The organism is Mycobacterium conspicuum (assembly GCF_010730195.1).
Taxonomy (GTDB): domain Bacteria; phylum Actinomycetota; class Actinomycetes; order Mycobacteriales; family Mycobacteriaceae; genus Mycobacterium; species Mycobacterium conspicuum.
Genome location: NZ_AP022613.1, coordinates 4,329,840 through 4,346,015 on the forward strand (window position 1 = coordinate 4,329,840; position 16,176 = coordinate 4,346,015).

Here is a 16,176-nt window from a genome sequence, read left to right on the forward strand (position 1 = left end):
GTCGTCCCCTTATCGTCAGATGTCGATTCTTGTGCTGTACCGATGCCGATCCTGAGTTCTCAACTCAACTCAAGCTGCTTTTGCTCCGGCGGCAAGCCCTCCGCGTGAGTTGGAATGGGTCGGCCGAGCGCCTGCAGCGCGGAAATCAGAATGTCTTTCCAGCATCCGATCGAAAGGGTGCTCCAGTCGTCGTTCCACCCCGAAAATTTGTCGAGGTAGCCCTTCACCAGATTATTTCCGACGATCTCGCACTGCCCGACTAAGTGCCTCTCGTCCGGTCCGGCGACGGTGACCCAGAGCAACGCGGCATTCGGGTTGTAGCGGCGCATCAAGCTGATGACCGGCAAAACCTCGGAGTCGTCCAGCGGGGCGTACTTTCTGAGGAGAACGAACACCTTTTCGCCGTCCTCGAGATCTTCCCTGAGGAGTCGCGCCAACATTTTCAATCGCGCCGATTCCTTGTGGCGCACCGCATCGACATCCGGATTCTGGTCAGCCCGCAAAAGCGTGTGCGTGATCATGTCGAGGCTTTTGTACTCGCTGTGATATTCTCCGGTCGCGCAGGGGTAAATGTGCAGTTTCTCTTCGCCGGCGATTTCCGAAAATTCGCTGCGCAGGCATTGAATCACGCCATGCAGCCTGATATTAGACCATCTGAACAATCCCAGAGGCTCGGCTTCGCACTGCCGTTGGACTAATCCAAACTCACAGTCCTGTCCCAGGCTTTGGAATTTGGCAGCGACCCGTTTCCAGTCGGGAGCTAAGGCTTGTGCGCGCCAATCGCTCGACACAAAGTGGCCCGTCTTACCGCGCCAGCCCACCGATTCATCGGCCTCCGTCGCCGGCAGCACAACGGCCTCGTGCACCGCGATGGCCAGCTCGCGAGAAGCTGACGCGACCCTCTGTTGGCTGCCCGCATCCGGATGCACGAGTGAGATCGCCAGCTTTTCCGAGTCCACCGCCTCCGCCGGGACCCGAAAGCCGATCCAGCCAGACAATACGAGCGTCACTTCGGCAACCGTCTCAGTCCCGCAAACGACGGTGCAGCGCTGACAGTCATTCTGACCATTTGCCAGGTACGGCGTGACCCGCAACATCAGGATGTAATCGGCGGCGTCGCGTTCCGGCGGCATCGGCACGGCGAGCACGCTATATGTGCCGGTCAGCCAGCGACAAGAATTTTCTTGGAAGGACCAGCCCGAGCCAACTACATCGTTGCTGTGGCCGCTTGCGCCAAGAGAAATCCAATCTCCAAATTGCGTCCGCGCCTGCGGGCCGGCCGTGGCAGCGAGCTGAGCCAGCTGCGTTTGCACCATGTCTAAAGACCGGGCCCGCAGCCAGATCGAGCCGCCGGGATTCTTCAGGAACAGCGGGTTGGTCTCATGAACCAACACCCGCTGTCGGTGGGCGAACAAGCCATTCCAAAACACCACCTCGAACGCCGGGTTATACATCAAAAACGCGCGCAGGGCGTAGATTTCGTTCCATGACCTGCTGTTCCCGAACAGCCAGTGCCGCGGATATTCGAACGGGTAGGAAATGGCCTGAAAATGTACCAGCACGCCCTTTTTGAGGCTGGGCAGGATGGAAAACAGCGCGAAGTGCACATCGCTGGCGGTCTTGAGGACGTGGGTCGAGTCAATCAACAGGATGTCGTTTTCGTCGAGCTTGGAGAACGTCGAAACCGGCACATCCTGAACCAGCGCCTCGACGATATCAACGCGGGAATGGTCTTCTTCGCGAAGCCTGCTGCGAAGGCGATCGGCGTTCGGGTCGATGCAGGTCAACGTGAAGTCGCTGAGACCGACATGGTCAACGGCGTCAAGGATGCAGGCCGAAGAGAATCCTGATCCGACCTCGATGACGTTCTTCGGTTTAAAGTGGGCAATCATCGCGCGCAGCGTCATGGCGTCGCCGTACGGGTACCTGCCGTCGTCGTAATAGAAGCGATTCTTGCCGTCGTCATGCTCGCCGAAAGGCGTGTTCTTGATGAGTTCCGAATTTTCTATCCAGAACCGCGCCATGGCGAATTCATCGAAATGAATGCCTTTGATGTCGCTAGGTTCCTGCAGGTACTGCTTCTCGACGTATCCGGCAATGGTCGATGGATCCACGATGGGTGAATACCTCTGCCACTGCGTGTACTCTTTCGAGTTGACGAAGGCGAAATAGATTTGCTCGGCCGGCAAGGTGGTGGCGGCGGTCACCCAGTGCGCGAGCTCAGCCGGTGTCGGTTCTCGCTTCAGGATGGTGGCGTAGAGGCTGGCGATATATTCCTCGGCGGCCGCGGGGCCCATGCGCGGTGTCGTCTGCGCATCTGGAGCGACTCGCGACCGGCTTTTGTAGTCCTCCGACGACACGAACTGTTCCACCAGGTCCGGCACCGTCATTCCCTCGCGCGCGCCTTCGCGCGCATAGGCAGACCAGACCTTCAGTTCGTTTTCCTGGGGCGCGAGACCCAACAGGTCTCGGTAAACGCCGCGAACGGTTGCTTCGGCGTCGACAATCTCTGTGCCCCGCACGTCTGACGCGCGCTTCGGCGGCAGGCGCTCGATCAACTCGGCCAATCGTTCCGCCAATTTCAGGTACACCACGCGGTGATAGTGGTTACCGAGTTCTTGTATTTGCTCGTCGTCGTCCACGAAGTCGCTGAAACAGGCGACCGCTACGTATGGGTACGCGCGCGCGATGCTTTTGACCAATTCGTTGTAACGCGCGGTTCGCGGCTCGGACTGAACGACACCCTGCACGCGATGGCGATCATGATCCAGCAGCAAGATGAGCTTGGCACCGACCGGAACGTGTTCCAGCAACGCCCACAGCGTCGCCGCCCTCCTCGCGTCGGACATCGGCCGTGCCTTGCGATAGTTTTTCCGGACGTGCCGAGCGACCTCGATGAGATGCCGACGTGTTCTCTCATCGGCCCCGTCCTGCTCTTCGACGAGGCGCTCGAACTCCCCCTCCGGCAAAGTCGTCACATCAGCGCGGCCCGCCATCTGGAACGCCAATTCCCACCCGCGGTGCGCATGCTGATAGTAGGAAAGGTGCGGCCAAAAGCGGCCGGCATCCAGCGCGCCGCTGAAGACGATCGCGGTTCCCGCGGGCGCGTCGGCGAAGTAGTCACCGGCAAGCACATCCGCCGGGACACCCAGCGCCTTTGCTTCCTCGCAAAAATCCGATTCCGTTCGCTCGAAGGCTGACACGGCGAGCGCACAGCTATTGAGAACAACGAATTTGTTGTCGGCGACGAAGCTTCCTCGCACCTTCACTTCCGGCGCATATTGCTTCAGGTAGAGCCCGATCGGGTACATCTCGCAACCGCCCCACAACCGTAGTTCTGGAGCGATCGCTGCGGCCTCAACCTTCCGATCGGAATACAGTTCGGACGACGACACCAGGCGAACCCAATCCACCGCATCCGGCCCGGACAGGTCGGTGACGACCTCGCCGACCACCGCCAGCTTCGGGCGCTCGAGATAGTCGTAGACCCACCGCTCGACCAGCATTCCCAAGGTGCGGCACGAGAAGCAGAAATGAATGAGCTCCCGATGTTGCGACTCGCGCGCCTGCATGTTGACCTGCATCATGAAAAAGCCGACGTATCCGTAATCGCCGTACCTGTCGACCACCCGAATCAGGCCCGCCTGCACCTCCATCGGGGCGGTGTCCCGGCGCAGAATCTCGCGCGCCGTTTTAAGATCCTCGGGCAAACGGCGCTTCGTGTAGTTCAACTGATTGGTCCGATTGATCAGTTCAATCGCACGATCGAGATTGGCAACGTCCTCCAGATCGTGATCGAAGCACACTCGGACGTCCGAATCCCGCAGGAACTGGTGCCCCCCGCCGCCCGCTGAGCGCTGGGCCTGGTGTCGCGCTTCGAGCAACTTATATTGCTTCAGCCTCGACAGGTCGCTGTCGTCCTTGCCGACGAAGCGAGGATCAGCGAGCAGCTGCGGAATGAATTCCTCACTCTCGACTTGCAGGTCGGGGATCAACGCCTTGGCTTCGGCGCGATTGCGCGGATTGTCGTCGATGAACATCACGGTGGCGGGCCTGAGCTGGACCGCCTCGATCAGCGCCGCCAACCTCGGGCCCTTCGGATCCCAGGAAATGTCGGGAAACACGAAGTAGTCGAGGATCTTTTGCTCCTCGAGGATTTTGACAACGCTCTGCTTGTCGTTCTTCGAGCAGATCGAACTGAGGATGCCGCGCCGGGCGAGCTCAACGACGATGTCGTGGTGCGCCTGCACGTACTCGCGGATGCCCCCTTCGACCAGCGTCCCGCGCCAGAACGTGTCGTCGAGATCCCAAACGACCAGCCGTACCGGTTCCGCCATCTATATCCTCAAACCTGCTGACTAGGAAGCGCTCTAGATGCGGGTTCGCATCCCCCGAGCCAGATACTAACGCTGGCGTCTTTTGGGGCGCTCGGATTCAGAGCCTTAAGAAAATTGGGATCGCCTGCCGCACGCAGGGGCGGGCAACACCAACGAAGAGACCGCCCGAGCTACTAAGGGGACTGTCGCCGAAAACGCTTGACGCACAAGGCCGTGTCGTACGGAAGCCGTGGTTGGTGTCGAGCGGGTCGCCGACTTAGCCTGTGCGACGCCAAAATGAGCATCGGAGATCGACCTGGACCAAGGGATCCGCAATGCCCCGGCTATCGCGGAACTCGTCAACCGCCTTGCGGCAGTAGGTCCACCTGTCCTCGCCGTAGTCATCGATGATGACGAATCCGCCGACCGACAGCTTGTCATAAAGCGCGGTCAGCGCGTCCATCGTCGACGAATAGTAGTCCCCGTCCAACCGCATCACGGCCAGACGGTCAATCGGGGCGGTGCTCAACGTGTCGTTGAACCAGCCGGGCAGAAACTCGACCTGGTCGTCGAGGAGCCCAAACGCCGCAAAATTGCGTTTGACCAGTTCAAGCGGCGCTGCGAAGTGGTCGTACGCCTTCATGACTGGGCCACCGTGGGACTTCGCCTCGATCGGGAATTCGTCGGCGGACGGCTCCGGCAGCCCCTCGAATGAGTCGGCGACCCACACCTTTCGGGTTGTCTCGTCGAGGACCTTTAGCAGCGCACGCATAAGGATCGTCGCGCCGCCGCGCCACACACCGGTTTCGATAAGGTCGCCGGGGATCCCGTCTGTGACGACCTGCCTGACGCAATCGTCGATGTTGTGCAGCCTGGCCATGGGCAGCATCGTTATCGCCGGCGACCGAATGTAGTGCTGGAGGAAGGCCACAACGAACCTGTGCTCTTCCTCGTTTACGTCGGGTTCCTCCTGGAATAGCGTGTTCGTGAGGACCCTCTTGAGGAGATCGATATAGAGAACGTCCATTCAGCGCTCGTTCCCCCCGGAGTAGAAGTCGACGTCTTGCGGCTCTTCGCTGTTTGCGGGTGCAGTGGAATCGTAACGGACGACCTGCGCCCAGGGTCCTAACTCTTTGTTGGTGACCACGATCGCGTTCCCCATCGTGGTGAATCTTTGTCCGACAAGCGTTCCCGCTCCCGCAGCAGCCCACTCCGGATTGAGCGTGCGGCGCGCGGTCGACTGACTCGGTAAATGACCCGCGTTGGCAAGTAGTCCTCCCGGCGCTAACCGCCGGGTCTTGTTTCACCGCAGGATAATTCGTTCCTGCACGCGAACGGGCGCGCCGCCGCGGCCGCGTCCCGCAGCCGGCGCTTCACCCGCACGCATGCACCTGGCAACCCAAGCCGGCAGTGCGAGTGCCCGCCCGCGAGACTCAAACCGCAAGTGTCCGTTCAGGATTGCGGAGCCACATTTATTTCGGGCCGGGGGCGAGCCCGAACGGCCCAAAGCGATGCCGCTTTTCAGGCGGGGTGTGGTTGCGATCCGTCCTGGTTCGGGCAACGAACTGAGGGACAATCGCCCACTCGTCGCAATCGTCGGCGGACCCGAGGAGCGAGCGCTATGCTCCCCGTGGGGGGTGGCGGACGTGCCCGAGTGCGGTCTTCGTTTTGAGCGTCAGGCCGCGGACGATTAACCCTCCCGAGCGAAAATGGCGCGAGCAAAGGGCGTAGGAGGAACGATTGACAAAGCTGATGGCCGATAAGGTTCGCGGATCGCGTCAGGAGTTTCTATTGGATGAGAGACACAACGCTGTACTGGCTGCCTGAATGCACGGACTTTCGAGCACGGGCGCGGTCACTGCTGGTTGCCGAAGTGCCGCCCGCCTGGGCGGAGTTGGTAGCAATCGCCAAGCATGATCTGGATTTCGTCCAGACCAACACGCTCGATCAGGTTCTGGTAAAGCATTACGGTGCCGGCGCAGCACCTCCCCCGGTCAAAAGTTTGCGAGTGGCCATACTCGGCTCATCGACCGTCACCCATTTACACGCGGGTCTTCGCGTGGCCGCCCTGCGCCGGGGCTTGCACGTGCTCACCTATGAGGCGCAATACGGTCAATACCGGCAAGAATTGCTTAATAGCGAGTCGGATCTGCATCGCTTCCGCCCTCACGTCGTTCTCTTCGCGCTCGATGCTTACCACCTCACCCAGGGCCTGCGGCCCGGGCTCGACGAACCGCGGGCTGCGGGCGCGTTAGAACAGGTTCTCGCGTCCATCCAAGAATGCTGGGCCCTGGCAAAAAAGGCCTTCAGCTGCACCGTTCTTCAGCAAACAGCGCTCCCCATCTGGCATGACCTGATGGGCAGCAACGAACACAGGCTGCCCGGTTCCCGAGCCCACTTCCTCGATCAGTTGAATCTTCATTTGCAGGCCGCTGCCGACGCCGGCGGTGCGCACCTTGTCGCAGTCGACCGCCGCGCCCGGCAGGACGGTCTCGATGTCTGGCATGACGTGGCGCTTTGGCATCGAAGCAAACAGGAAATCAAACTGTCCGCGGTCCCGTGCTACGGCGAAGCGGTCGCGCGCGTCCTTGGCGCACAGCTGGGCCTTTCCTCGAAGTGCTTGGTACTCGATCTCGATAACACGATCTGGGGCGGCGTCGTCGGTGACGACGGATTGGAGGGGATTGTTTTGGGCCAAGGCAGCGCCTTGGGGGAAGCCTTTGTCAGCCTGCAAAGCTACGCAGTGGAACTCTCCGAACGCGGAGTGATCCTTGCAGTGTGTTCCAAGAATGACGAGCACGTTGCTATGCATGCTTTTGAGCGCCACCCGGAGATGGTTCTGACCCGCAAGCAGGTGGCGAGTTTTGTCGCCAATTGGGACGACAAGGTCACCAACTTGCGCCGCGTCGCAGCGGAACTCAACATCGGTCTCGAATCCCTGGTATTCGTCGACGACAACCCCTTCGAGCGCGGTTTGGTCCGGCAGGAACTGCCGATGGTCGCCGTCCCGGAGCTCCCCGAGGATCCCGCGCTGGTCCCACGGTGCATCGCGGATGCCGGGTATTTCGAATCCCTTGCCATCACCCCGGAAGACCGGGAACGGACCCAACAGTACTTCGATAACCGCGAACGATCTGAGCTGCAAAGTGGCGCCACCGACATGGAGGGCTATTTGCGGAGCCTGCAGATGCGCCTACAGTGGCGGAACTTTGACAAAGTTAACCTGCAGCGCACGGTTCAGTTGATCAACAAGACGAACCAGTTCAACTTGACCACCAAACGCTATTCCGAAGACGAAGTGCTCGCGGTAATGGACGACCCGGAAGCCTTCGGAATCTACCTGCGCTTGTTCGACCGCTTCGGCGACAACGGCATTATCAGCATCGTGATCGGCAAGCGCGTCGCCGATGCGGTACTGCTCGATACCTGGCTGATGAGCTGTCGCGTTCTTGGGCGCCAAGTCGAACAGGCAACCCTCAATGTGGTCAGCGAGGAGGCTCGGCGGCTCGGCGTGCGTCGCATCATCGGTGAGTACCACCCGACCCCAAAGAACAGCATGGTTAAGGATCTCTATCCGAAATTGGGCTTCGCCTCCATCGCCGGCGACGTTGCGGACCATGGCAAATATGCCCTAATGCTTGACGATTTTGTTCCGATCAAGACCCACATCACAATCGAAAGACTTGAAACATGACCGACGCGGAGATTTACGAGCAGCTGACGGAGATCATCCGTGACGTGCTCATGAATTTCGATCTGGTGCTGCGACCCGATCTCACCGCGGACGAAGTCGACGGATGGAATTCGTTTAAGATGATAGAAATCATCATGGCGGTCGAAGGACAATTTGGAATGAAGGTGAGGTCGAAGGAGCTCGACGACCTGGAAAACGTCGGTGACCTCGTGGCGCTCATCCGCAAGGCGAAGCCGGCGGAGAGTGCCTGACGTTTGCTCGACCGGCAGTTCGGGGGGTTCGATAAACGACCAACAGCAGTTCCGCGGGGCTTTTGCCTCGAGTCGCGGCATCATCCATGCAAACCAAATACACACGAAAGAGACTGGCACATGAATCAATCAGCTCTCGGACCCGCCGGTATTCAGACATTAACCGCCTCGCCGGATGACAACGACGACCGGAAAATGTTCATCGAGGCGGTCTACGCGGCCTTCCTCGAGAAGCACGGGAGTACCGATCGAGCATATAATATCGACAACATAGGCCGTCTGGCTGCGGCTATCGAAAGTCACCACTACGCGTCCCAGAAGATGGTCGGCGTTCCTCGCTTCCAGGACCGAAACCACCTACTGGGATTTGCTTGCCAAAGCATTACCGTCGATGGTCCGGCGCTCGAATTTGGTGTCATGGCAGGCCACACGATCAATTTAATAGCCTCGCTATTACCGTTGTCAAAGGTGTATGGTTTTGACTCATTCGAAGGGTTGCCTGAGGCGTGGTTTGGCAAAGGGGACGGATTCGGCCAGTTTTCAGTCAATGGGCAATTGCCGCAGGTTCGGGACAATGTCGAGCTGGTCGTGGGTTGGTTCGACCATGTTCTCGCACCGTTTTTAGATACGCATGAATTCGACAAGATAGCGCTATTGCATGTGGACTGTGATATCTACTCTTCCACACAAACGATCTTCAGCTACCTACATAAACGAATCGTGCCGGGAACAATAATTGTATTTGACGAATACTTCAATTATCCAACTTGGCAGCGGCACGAATATGCCGCCTTCCAAGAATACGTCGCCCATCGTCAGATTAAATATGAATATTTGGGACTGGTCCCCGCCGACATGCAAGTTGCCGTGCGCATATTGTCGGTGTAGGTGAGCTGTCGCCCGACTTAAGCCTGTTGAGCCCCCGGCGGGGCTAAAGGTACATACCCGAGATGCAGAGCACTTCGTCGAGGCTGGCGGTGCGCAGCCCGGCGCCGGCGGACGATCGGCCACGTCGGGCGGACGCATCGGGGTCGCTGCTTCGCGCACCGTTGGCCCGATCCAGGCGTGCGGTGTCGAACATCGCCGGGCCGGTCGCCATCACCTCGGTGAGCAGGTAGCGGCCGGCGTCGGCGGCTCGGCGCACCGCGTCCTCCGCCGCGCTGGCGCCGCTCAGCTTGACCGCATCTTCGAAGTTGATGCCCACCTGAAACACTTGCGGTTCGGCGTCCAGCACGGCGGTCAGGCGGGTGATGAAGTTCTCGGGGGCGAAAAACCGCCAGCCCGCACCCAGGTGCAGCCAGAACCGTCCCTCGATCTGAGCGCGCAGCTGCGCCAACACGGGGGCGGGCTTGTCGCCGGATCGGCGACGCGCGAACTCGAGGAACCCGTAGCGCTTCCGCAGTTTCGCGCGGTCGGAAGCGGACAGGCCGGTGTCGAGCACCACAAAGCGCCCGATCCGCGACACATCCAGGCAGCAGTTTAAAAACGAGTTCACGGTCTGCTCGGTGGTCTCGCGATCCGGCCCGGCGACCAGGCTGACGGTGACACCGGCTGCACCGGCCTCACCCGGACCGGCGCCCAGGGACTGCACCACGGCTTCGGGGTACGGTGCCGCCGCATCGAGCATCGCCGGCACCAACAAGTCCCGGTTGGCCGCAATCCGTTGCCGATCAGGCCCGGGCAGGTCGGGGCGGGCCAGCAAACGCCGATACAGCGTGAACGCCTCGGCGTGCCTGCCGATCCAGGACGCGCACACCGCCTGCTCATCGGTTGCGCGCCAAGCGTAGATGTCCGCGCTGACAGCTATTTTGTCCTCTTCGGGGAGCGGGATTTTAGTGGCGCTCTCGGCAAACAGGTACGCGAAACCGTAACGTTGCTCGACGCGACACCGAAAGGCGATGGCGAACAGTGGCTCGGCGCGGGTCGGTCGAAATTGCCAGGCACGCAAAAAGGCATCCTCAACGGCTGGCCACGGCTCACCGAGATGCAACATCGACTCCGCGAGCCGGTACATCGCGTAGTAGACCTGCTCGTCGTCGCCACCCATCTCAACCCGGCGCGCATACCACTGGCACGCCCTGGAGAAATTGCCCAGATCGAAATAACGCTGGGCAAGGCGGAAGACCGACGCCCCATCTTCGGGGTCGCTCTCGACCCTGGCCAACAAGAGATCGGGATCGTTGGCCCATCGGTGCTGCAAGGCCAGCATCGCGCAGCGGGGATGCTGCGCGATGGAGTCCAGCAGCGCGGCGCGACCCTCTGGGCCCGGCACATTCGCGATCTCGCTGAAAACCCAGTCAGCCATCCCGGCGATGACATCCTCGCGCTCGGGGTCGCCCGCGGCGAGGTCGATCATCGCGTCGTACAACGCGGCATGCCCGCCACCGAACGACAGCCAGAACTTTGGCGGATCGACGACCCGGTTGTTCCACATACCTTGCGAGTGGCGGCGATAGACGGCCATCGTCTTTGGCAGCATTGCAATTTTGCCGCTGAACGCATGGCGCACCATGAGGTAGTGGTCCAGAGGCATGACGTCGGCCGGGATACCTCGGTAGTGCGGGAGGCGGCGGTACATCACCGAATTGGTCTGGATGAAGTTGCGCCTGATCAACGTGTCCAGGCTCAAGTCATCGCGCCAAACCAGCGGCGGGAAGTCCTCTTCCTCGACCCGGCCGTCTTCCCAGATCGTTCGCACGGGATGGAAGCACACCGTTGTTTCGGGATGCTGGTCAAGGTACGCGACCTGTCGGCTCAGCTTCAGCGGATCGATCCAGTAGTCGTCGCCCTCACACAGCGCGATGTACGTGCCGCGAGCCTTGGATAGGGCGTCGACCAAATTCCTGTTGAGGCCAAGGTTTTTGGGCCTGAGGATCGGCCGGAACAGGTGCGGGTACTGATCGACATACTCCTGGATGATCGCCCGCGTCGAATCGGTTGATGCATCGTCGGCGACGATGATCTCCATCGGGAAGTCGATCTGTTGGGCGAGAAAACTGTCGAAAGCATCGCGGACGAAGGCTTCCTGGTTGTGTGTGGTCGTCACGATACTTAACTTGGGGCTCAACTCAGGTTGCTTCGTTTCTCGTTTCGGTGTCACTGCGAGCCCCGTTTCCCCGCGCTGTCATGGATCGGTGTGACGTCGTCGTCGGCCGCGATGATCCGCGAGCGGACGTCGCGGGCCGAACCTTTCGAATCTCGCGTCATTAGGGGGCCAGACCTGAGATGCAGAGCACTTCGTCGAGGCTCGCGGTCCGCGGCCCGGCGCCCGCTGCCGGTCGTCGATGTTGGGCGGTCACATCGGGGCCGGTGCCGAGCTGTACACCGCCAACCCGATCCAGGCGTTCGGTGTCGAACATCGCTGGGCCGCTTGCCATTACATTGGTGAGCAGGTAGCGGCCGGCGTCGGGGGCTCGGCGCACCACGTCCTCCGCCGCGCAGGCGCCGGTCAGCTTGACCGCATCTTCGAAATTGATGCCCACCTGACACACTTGCGGTTCGGCGTCGAGCACGGCGGTCAGGCGGGTGATGAAATTCTCGGGGGCGAAAAACCGCCAACCCTCGCCTAGGTGCAGCCAGAACCGTCCGTCGACCTGAGCGCGCAGCTGCGCCAGCGGGGAAGCTGACCCGTTGCCCGATTTGCGACGGGCGAACTCGAGAAACCCGTAGCGTCTGCGCAGCTCGGCGCGGTCGGCGGCGGACAGGCCGGCATCCAGCACCACAAAGCGCCCGGCTCGGGACGCATCGAGGCAGCAGTTCAGAAACGAGTTGATGGTCTGCTCGGTGGTCTGCGGGTCGGGCCCGGCGATCAGGCTGACGGTGACTACGTCTTCACCGGCTCGACCGCGACCTGCGGTCAGGGACTGCACCACGGCTTCGGGGTAGGGTGCGGCGGCCTCGAGCATGGTCGGCACCGAAAAGTCGCGATTGGTCGCGATCCGTTGCCGGTCAGGGTCGGGGAGTTCGGAATGGGTCAGCAGATCCCGGCACAGCGTGAACGCCTCGGTGTGCTTGCCGATCTGAGACGCGCACACCGCGTGCTCATCGGCTGCGCGCCAGGCGTAGACGTGTGCGACCTCTCCGGGGACAAAGAGATCCTCTTCGGGAAATGGGATTTGGGCGGCGCGCTGGGCGATCAGGTAGCCCACCCGGTAGCGCTGCATGGCGTGGTACGCGGCGGCGACGGCAAACAGCGGCTCGGCGCGGGAGGGTCGAATGTGCCAGGCGCGCAGGTACGCATCTTCACATTCTGGCCACGGCGTACCGAGTTGCTGTGTCGACTGCGCGAGCCGGTACATCGCCCAGTAGGCCTCCTCGTCGCAGCCGCCCATCTCCACCCGCCGCGCATACCACTTCCGCGCGTTGTCGAGATCGTCCATGCGGAAGTAGGTCTCGGCGAGGAAAAACACCGACCGCGCATCCTCGGGATTGCGTTTGACCTTGGCCAGCAACCAATCTCGCTCCTGCGCGGACTTGTGCTTGAACAGTCTGCGGGTGAACTCTTGCCGCTCGCGAAGTGTTGCGGTGCGGTCTTTGCCGTCGCGGCGCTCGACGGTGCGCGGGCCGTCGGCCGCGGCGGTCCCGGGGGTGACATCGTCGAGGCCTTCTGCGAGCGCGCGCTGCAGGATGGCGGCCTGGTCGCGAGCGGCGAAGGCCCGGTAGCCCCGTTCGGCGAGCTCGCGTCGCGCGCGCTCGTCGCCGACGAGCTCCACACAGCGATCGACCAGTTCGTCGTAGTCCGCGAAGGCGATGCCCGACGCCAGGTCGCGCTCCAATGTCGGATTGGCACTATGTTCGGAGACCACCGCGCGTTTGTTGGCGAGCAGATACGAAACACGCACGATGGCAAAGATTTTCGCTTCGAAGTAGTGCAGGTTGAGGACGACCTTCGAGCGTGCGATCCAGGCATCGCGGCTCGCACCGTAGGTGCCGGGTAGCCATTTGACCCGAAGACCTCGCTCGTGCAGTTCCCTGAGCACGGCGTAGCGGCGCCCGTTGAGCGCGCCGTAGAACAACACGTCGATGTCCTCTTGGGCCGGGGCGATCCGGGTCAGCTCGGGCACGTATCCGATCGGAACGTAGGTGGGCCGGGGCAGCCCCCGGGCCGCGAGGTACTCGACGTTGGCCTGGCTATAGTCCCAATGCGGGTAGCGCCGGAAAAGGTCGACGAATTCAGGCATCGTCATCCACGGCAAGTCATCGCCCAACTGCTCGAGGTTGTAGAAGATGGGGTTTTTGGGCGGGTCCAAGGCGTACTGGACGAGCAGGTTTGAGCCCAGCACGATGGTGCGGCGGTCATCGATGTCGAGACGGTTGGTCAGCACCGAATCATGGCCAAGCGCCAGCAGGCCATGGTGCAGCGCCTCGGCGACCTCGTGAAAAGCTCCGCCGCTGATGTCATGGTGGTCGGGCGGCAACACAACCGCGACGGCGAAACGCATGGGTGCAAAATACCCAACCTGGCTGTGCCTCACGCAAGTGTCTCGAAGCGCAGTTGTTGACACCATGACTCGTGAAACCGGTAATGTCAGAGCTCCTGGGCACTGGCAAGTTTGGCAGACTGCGCCGCGGCGGCGGGGGGACGCCGGCGAAGGGGTTGTCGACGAGCGGATCGCCGTGGATGTGGCGGCACCCTCGGCGGGGAGGGACAGGATCGCAGCATGGCGGTGGAGGTATCCGGGGTCACCCTGTGCCCTGGCGATGACCTGATCACCGCTGCTCATCTGGACTACCCGCAGGCGGGTCCGGTCGACCGATACGCGTTCGAGGTGATCGGCTGGGTCGCAAGCAAGGTGCCTGCAGCCGAGGTGGAGTTCCACCACGAGGGAATCGTGGTCGAGCGCTGCGGGCTAAATCGTCCACGGCCCGATGTGGCCCGCAAATTTGCCGATTCGTCAACAAAGGGGTTCTGGAGGGCAATCGGAACGGTCGGCCTGGCACCGGCATTCACCCTTGAGGTGTGGGTGCTCTTCGAGGACGGGCGCCGCTGCCAGCTCGCGGAAATACGCGGTACGCAGCGGCTAACTTCGGCGTTCACCCCCTCCATGCAGCCGATCATGGTGACCAGTGCCGGCCGGTCGGGCAGCACCTGGCTGATGAGGATGCTCGCCCAGCATCCCGACGTCGTCGTCCATGAGCAATTTCCCTACGAGACGTTTGCCTGCAGCTACTGGATGCATTTCATCCAGGTGCTGGCCGCGCCCGGAGACAACTCGCAGGTGGAATCGTTGCACTTCTGGAGGGATACCAGACGGATAGCTCCGTTCCCCTATTTCTTTGTCGACTCGAGCCACATGTCCAAGCCCACGGGAGCGCAAGCAACCCTCGACCGCTGGTATTCGGGTCAGGTTGAGGAATTCGCCCGTGTGGCGCAGGCTACCGTCGAGTCGTTCTACCGCGCGTGCGCCCGGGAAAACAAACGCACAACACCGGCGTTCTTCGCGGAGAAGGTCGCCCCGGCGGGCCACTACTGGACAATGCAACAGCTCTACCCCCGCGCGCGGCAGATATTCCTCGTCCGGGATCCCAGGGACTACCTGGCCTCCGTGCTGGCGTTCAATGCTCGCGTCCGAGAACGGGTCGGAGGGGCGGCGTTGACCGGCTTCGACGGCTTCGGACGCGAGGCGGTCGAAACGGATGAAGAATACGTCGAAGTCATCCGCACCAGCATGCTGTCATTTGTCGAACTGTGGAAGCGCAGATCGCAATACAGCGCGCTTGTCCGTTACGAGGACCTCATTCGTTCGCCCGCCGAGCAAGTACGCGCGATGCTCGACAGCCTGGAGCTGGACTCGTCCGGCGATATCGTCGACGCAATGGTAAAAGCTGGGAATGAAGCCACCGCCGATGTGAATGCGCATCGGACCTCGCCTGACGTCTCGTCGTCGATCGGCCGCTGGAAGCGGGACCTTGAACCACGGCTGCAAAAGATCTGCGACGAGGCGTTTGACGGAATACTCGACGAATTTAGCGGCAGCACACCAGCCCAGAGCGTTGCCGCTGCGCCCGTTGCGGCAGAACCATCCGTGGCGTCGACCTCGAGGGAAATCAACATGGAACCGGCCGGAATACTCGACGCCCATTTTTCGCTCATAACCGCATATCAGAATTTGTTCGCGGCATACCGCGAGCGTGGCGTCAGTCGGAGTCTGAACCCGAACGACAAAGAACTCATTGACCGTTCGGACGAGTCGATCGGGCGTTACTACAGCGTCGGGGCCGACGCGATGCGCGTCGTCATCAATGCGCTTCTGACCAACTCTCGCCAACCGCCGCAATCTATTCTGGACTTTCCGAGCGGCTCGGGCCGCGTGACTCGCCACCTCTGCGCGTTTTTCCCCGAGGCGAGGATCGTCGCGTCAGACCTCTACGATGACCATTTGGATTTCTGTCGCGAGGCTTTTCAAATAGACTGTGTGCCTTCGCTGGTCAACCTAAGTGAGGTCGACTTCGGCGAGGAGTTCGACTTGATATTCTGCGGCTCGCTGCTGTCGCATCTGCCAGAAACTTCGTTCTTGGACACGATCAACCTGCTTGGTCGTTCATTATCCGATTCCGGCATCGCCGTGGTCACCCTCCAGGGACGATTCTCCGATCACGTTCAGGCGACCATGCCGAATTTTTACCTGCCGGACCAAAATTACGAGGTAGCCGCCGAGGGCGTACGACGAACCGGGTTTGGATACGTTGACTACACCCACGATGTGTTGAGCGGGATCTTCAACAAGGAGGAGGGGTACGGGATCGCCCTGGTAAGGCCGCACTGGGTGGTGCGACTGTTGGAACCCCGCACCGACCTGAGGCTGCTTGGCTACGTCGAGCGAGGTTGGGACAACCATCAGGATGTGTTGATCTTTGGCCGACCCGGCGTGAACGCGTAGCGCCGGCGTATCCAGCCAACATGTTTGGCTCGTGA

General features: G+C 61.2%; 7 protein-coding genes and 1 pseudogene. 4 read left to right on the top strand and 4 right to left on the bottom strand.

From position 1 onward, the window contains the following. Window positions 1-59: 59 nt before the first annotated feature. Both G6N66_RS19770 and G6N66_RS19775 read right to left on the bottom strand, forming a co-directional pair. Window positions 60-4,337 carry an HAD-IIIC family phosphatase gene (locus G6N66_RS19770; protein WP_085234344.1) on the bottom strand — a complete coding sequence of 1,426 codons (4,278 nt, stop codon included), beginning with the start codon at window positions 4,335-4,337 and terminating at the stop codon, window positions 60-62. Window positions 4,338-4,593: 256 nt separating this feature from the next. Next, window positions 4,594-5,343: a TylF/MycF/NovP-related O-methyltransferase gene (locus G6N66_RS19775; protein WP_085234343.1), complete on the bottom strand. Its 750-nt coding sequence runs from the start codon at window positions 5,341-5,343 to the stop codon at window positions 4,594-4,596. 768 nt (window positions 5,344-6,111) lie between these two features. Between G6N66_RS19775 and G6N66_RS19780 the strand changes: the two genes are divergently transcribed. The 3 genes from G6N66_RS19780 (at window position 6,112) to G6N66_RS19790 (ending at window position 9,149) form a co-directional block, all read left to right on the top strand. Next, window positions 6,112-8,010, top strand: a complete 1,899-nt coding sequence (locus G6N66_RS19780; RefSeq protein ID WP_085234342.1) for an HAD-IIIC family phosphatase — start codon at window positions 6,112-6,114, stop codon at window positions 8,008-8,010. Beyond that, window positions 8,007-8,261 (top strand): acyl carrier protein, encoded by a 255-nt coding sequence (locus G6N66_RS19785; RefSeq protein WP_085234341.1) that lies wholly within the window; start codon window positions 8,007-8,009, stop codon window positions 8,259-8,261. The genes G6N66_RS19780 and G6N66_RS19785 overlap by 4 nt, the downstream gene beginning before the upstream one ends. Before the next feature lie 120 nt (window positions 8,262-8,381). Beyond that, a complete protein-coding gene (locus tag G6N66_RS19790) occupies window positions 8,382-9,149 on the top strand; it encodes a TylF/MycF/NovP-related O-methyltransferase (RefSeq protein WP_085234340.1) in 768 nt (255 codons plus the stop codon). Between the two features lie 1,294 nt (window positions 9,150-10,443). On the opposite strand, the pseudogene G6N66_RS29710 reads toward G6N66_RS19790, so the two are convergent. Together G6N66_RS29710 and G6N66_RS19800 are read right to left on the bottom strand one after the other, a co-directional pair. Continuing rightward, window positions 10,444-11,361, bottom strand: a pseudogene (locus tag G6N66_RS29710) (glycosyltransferase); the annotation flags it as partial. A 106-nt stretch (window positions 11,362-11,467) separates the two neighbouring features. Beyond that, a complete protein-coding gene (locus G6N66_RS19800; protein ID WP_139825341.1) occupies window positions 11,468-13,702 on the bottom strand; it encodes a glycosyltransferase family protein in 2,235 nt (744 codons plus the stop codon). A 219-nt stretch (window positions 13,703-13,921) separates the two neighbouring features. Between G6N66_RS19800 and G6N66_RS19805 the strand changes: the two genes are divergently transcribed. Continuing rightward, window positions 13,922-16,141, top strand: a complete 2,220-nt coding sequence (locus G6N66_RS19805) for a sulfotransferase (protein WP_085234339.1) — start codon at window positions 13,922-13,924, stop codon at window positions 16,139-16,141. Window positions 16,142-16,176: the final 35 nt, after the last annotated feature.

Coding starts and splice junctions, on each gene's coding strand:
- G6N66_RS19770 (WP_085234344.1), bottom strand. CDS start 4,337: ATGGCGGAACCGGTACGGCTGGTCGTTTGGGATCTCGACGACACGTTC.
- G6N66_RS19775 (WP_085234343.1), bottom strand. CDS start 5,343: ATGGACGTTCTCTATATCGATCTCCTCAAGAGGGTCCTCACGAACACG.
- G6N66_RS19780 (WP_085234342.1), top strand. CDS start 6,112: ATGAGAGACACAACGCTGTACTGGCTGCCTGAATGCACGGACTTTCGA.
- G6N66_RS19785 (WP_085234341.1), top strand. CDS start 8,007: ATGACCGACGCGGAGATTTACGAGCAGCTGACGGAGATCATCCGTGAC.
- G6N66_RS19790 (WP_085234340.1), top strand. CDS start 8,382: ATGAATCAATCAGCTCTCGGACCCGCCGGTATTCAGACATTAACCGCC.
- G6N66_RS19800 (WP_139825341.1), bottom strand. CDS start 13,702: ATGCGTTTCGCCGTCGCGGTTGTGTTGCCGCCCGACCACCATGACATC.
- G6N66_RS19805 (WP_085234339.1), top strand. CDS start 13,922: ATGGCGGTGGAGGTATCCGGGGTCACCCTGTGCCCTGGCGATGACCTG.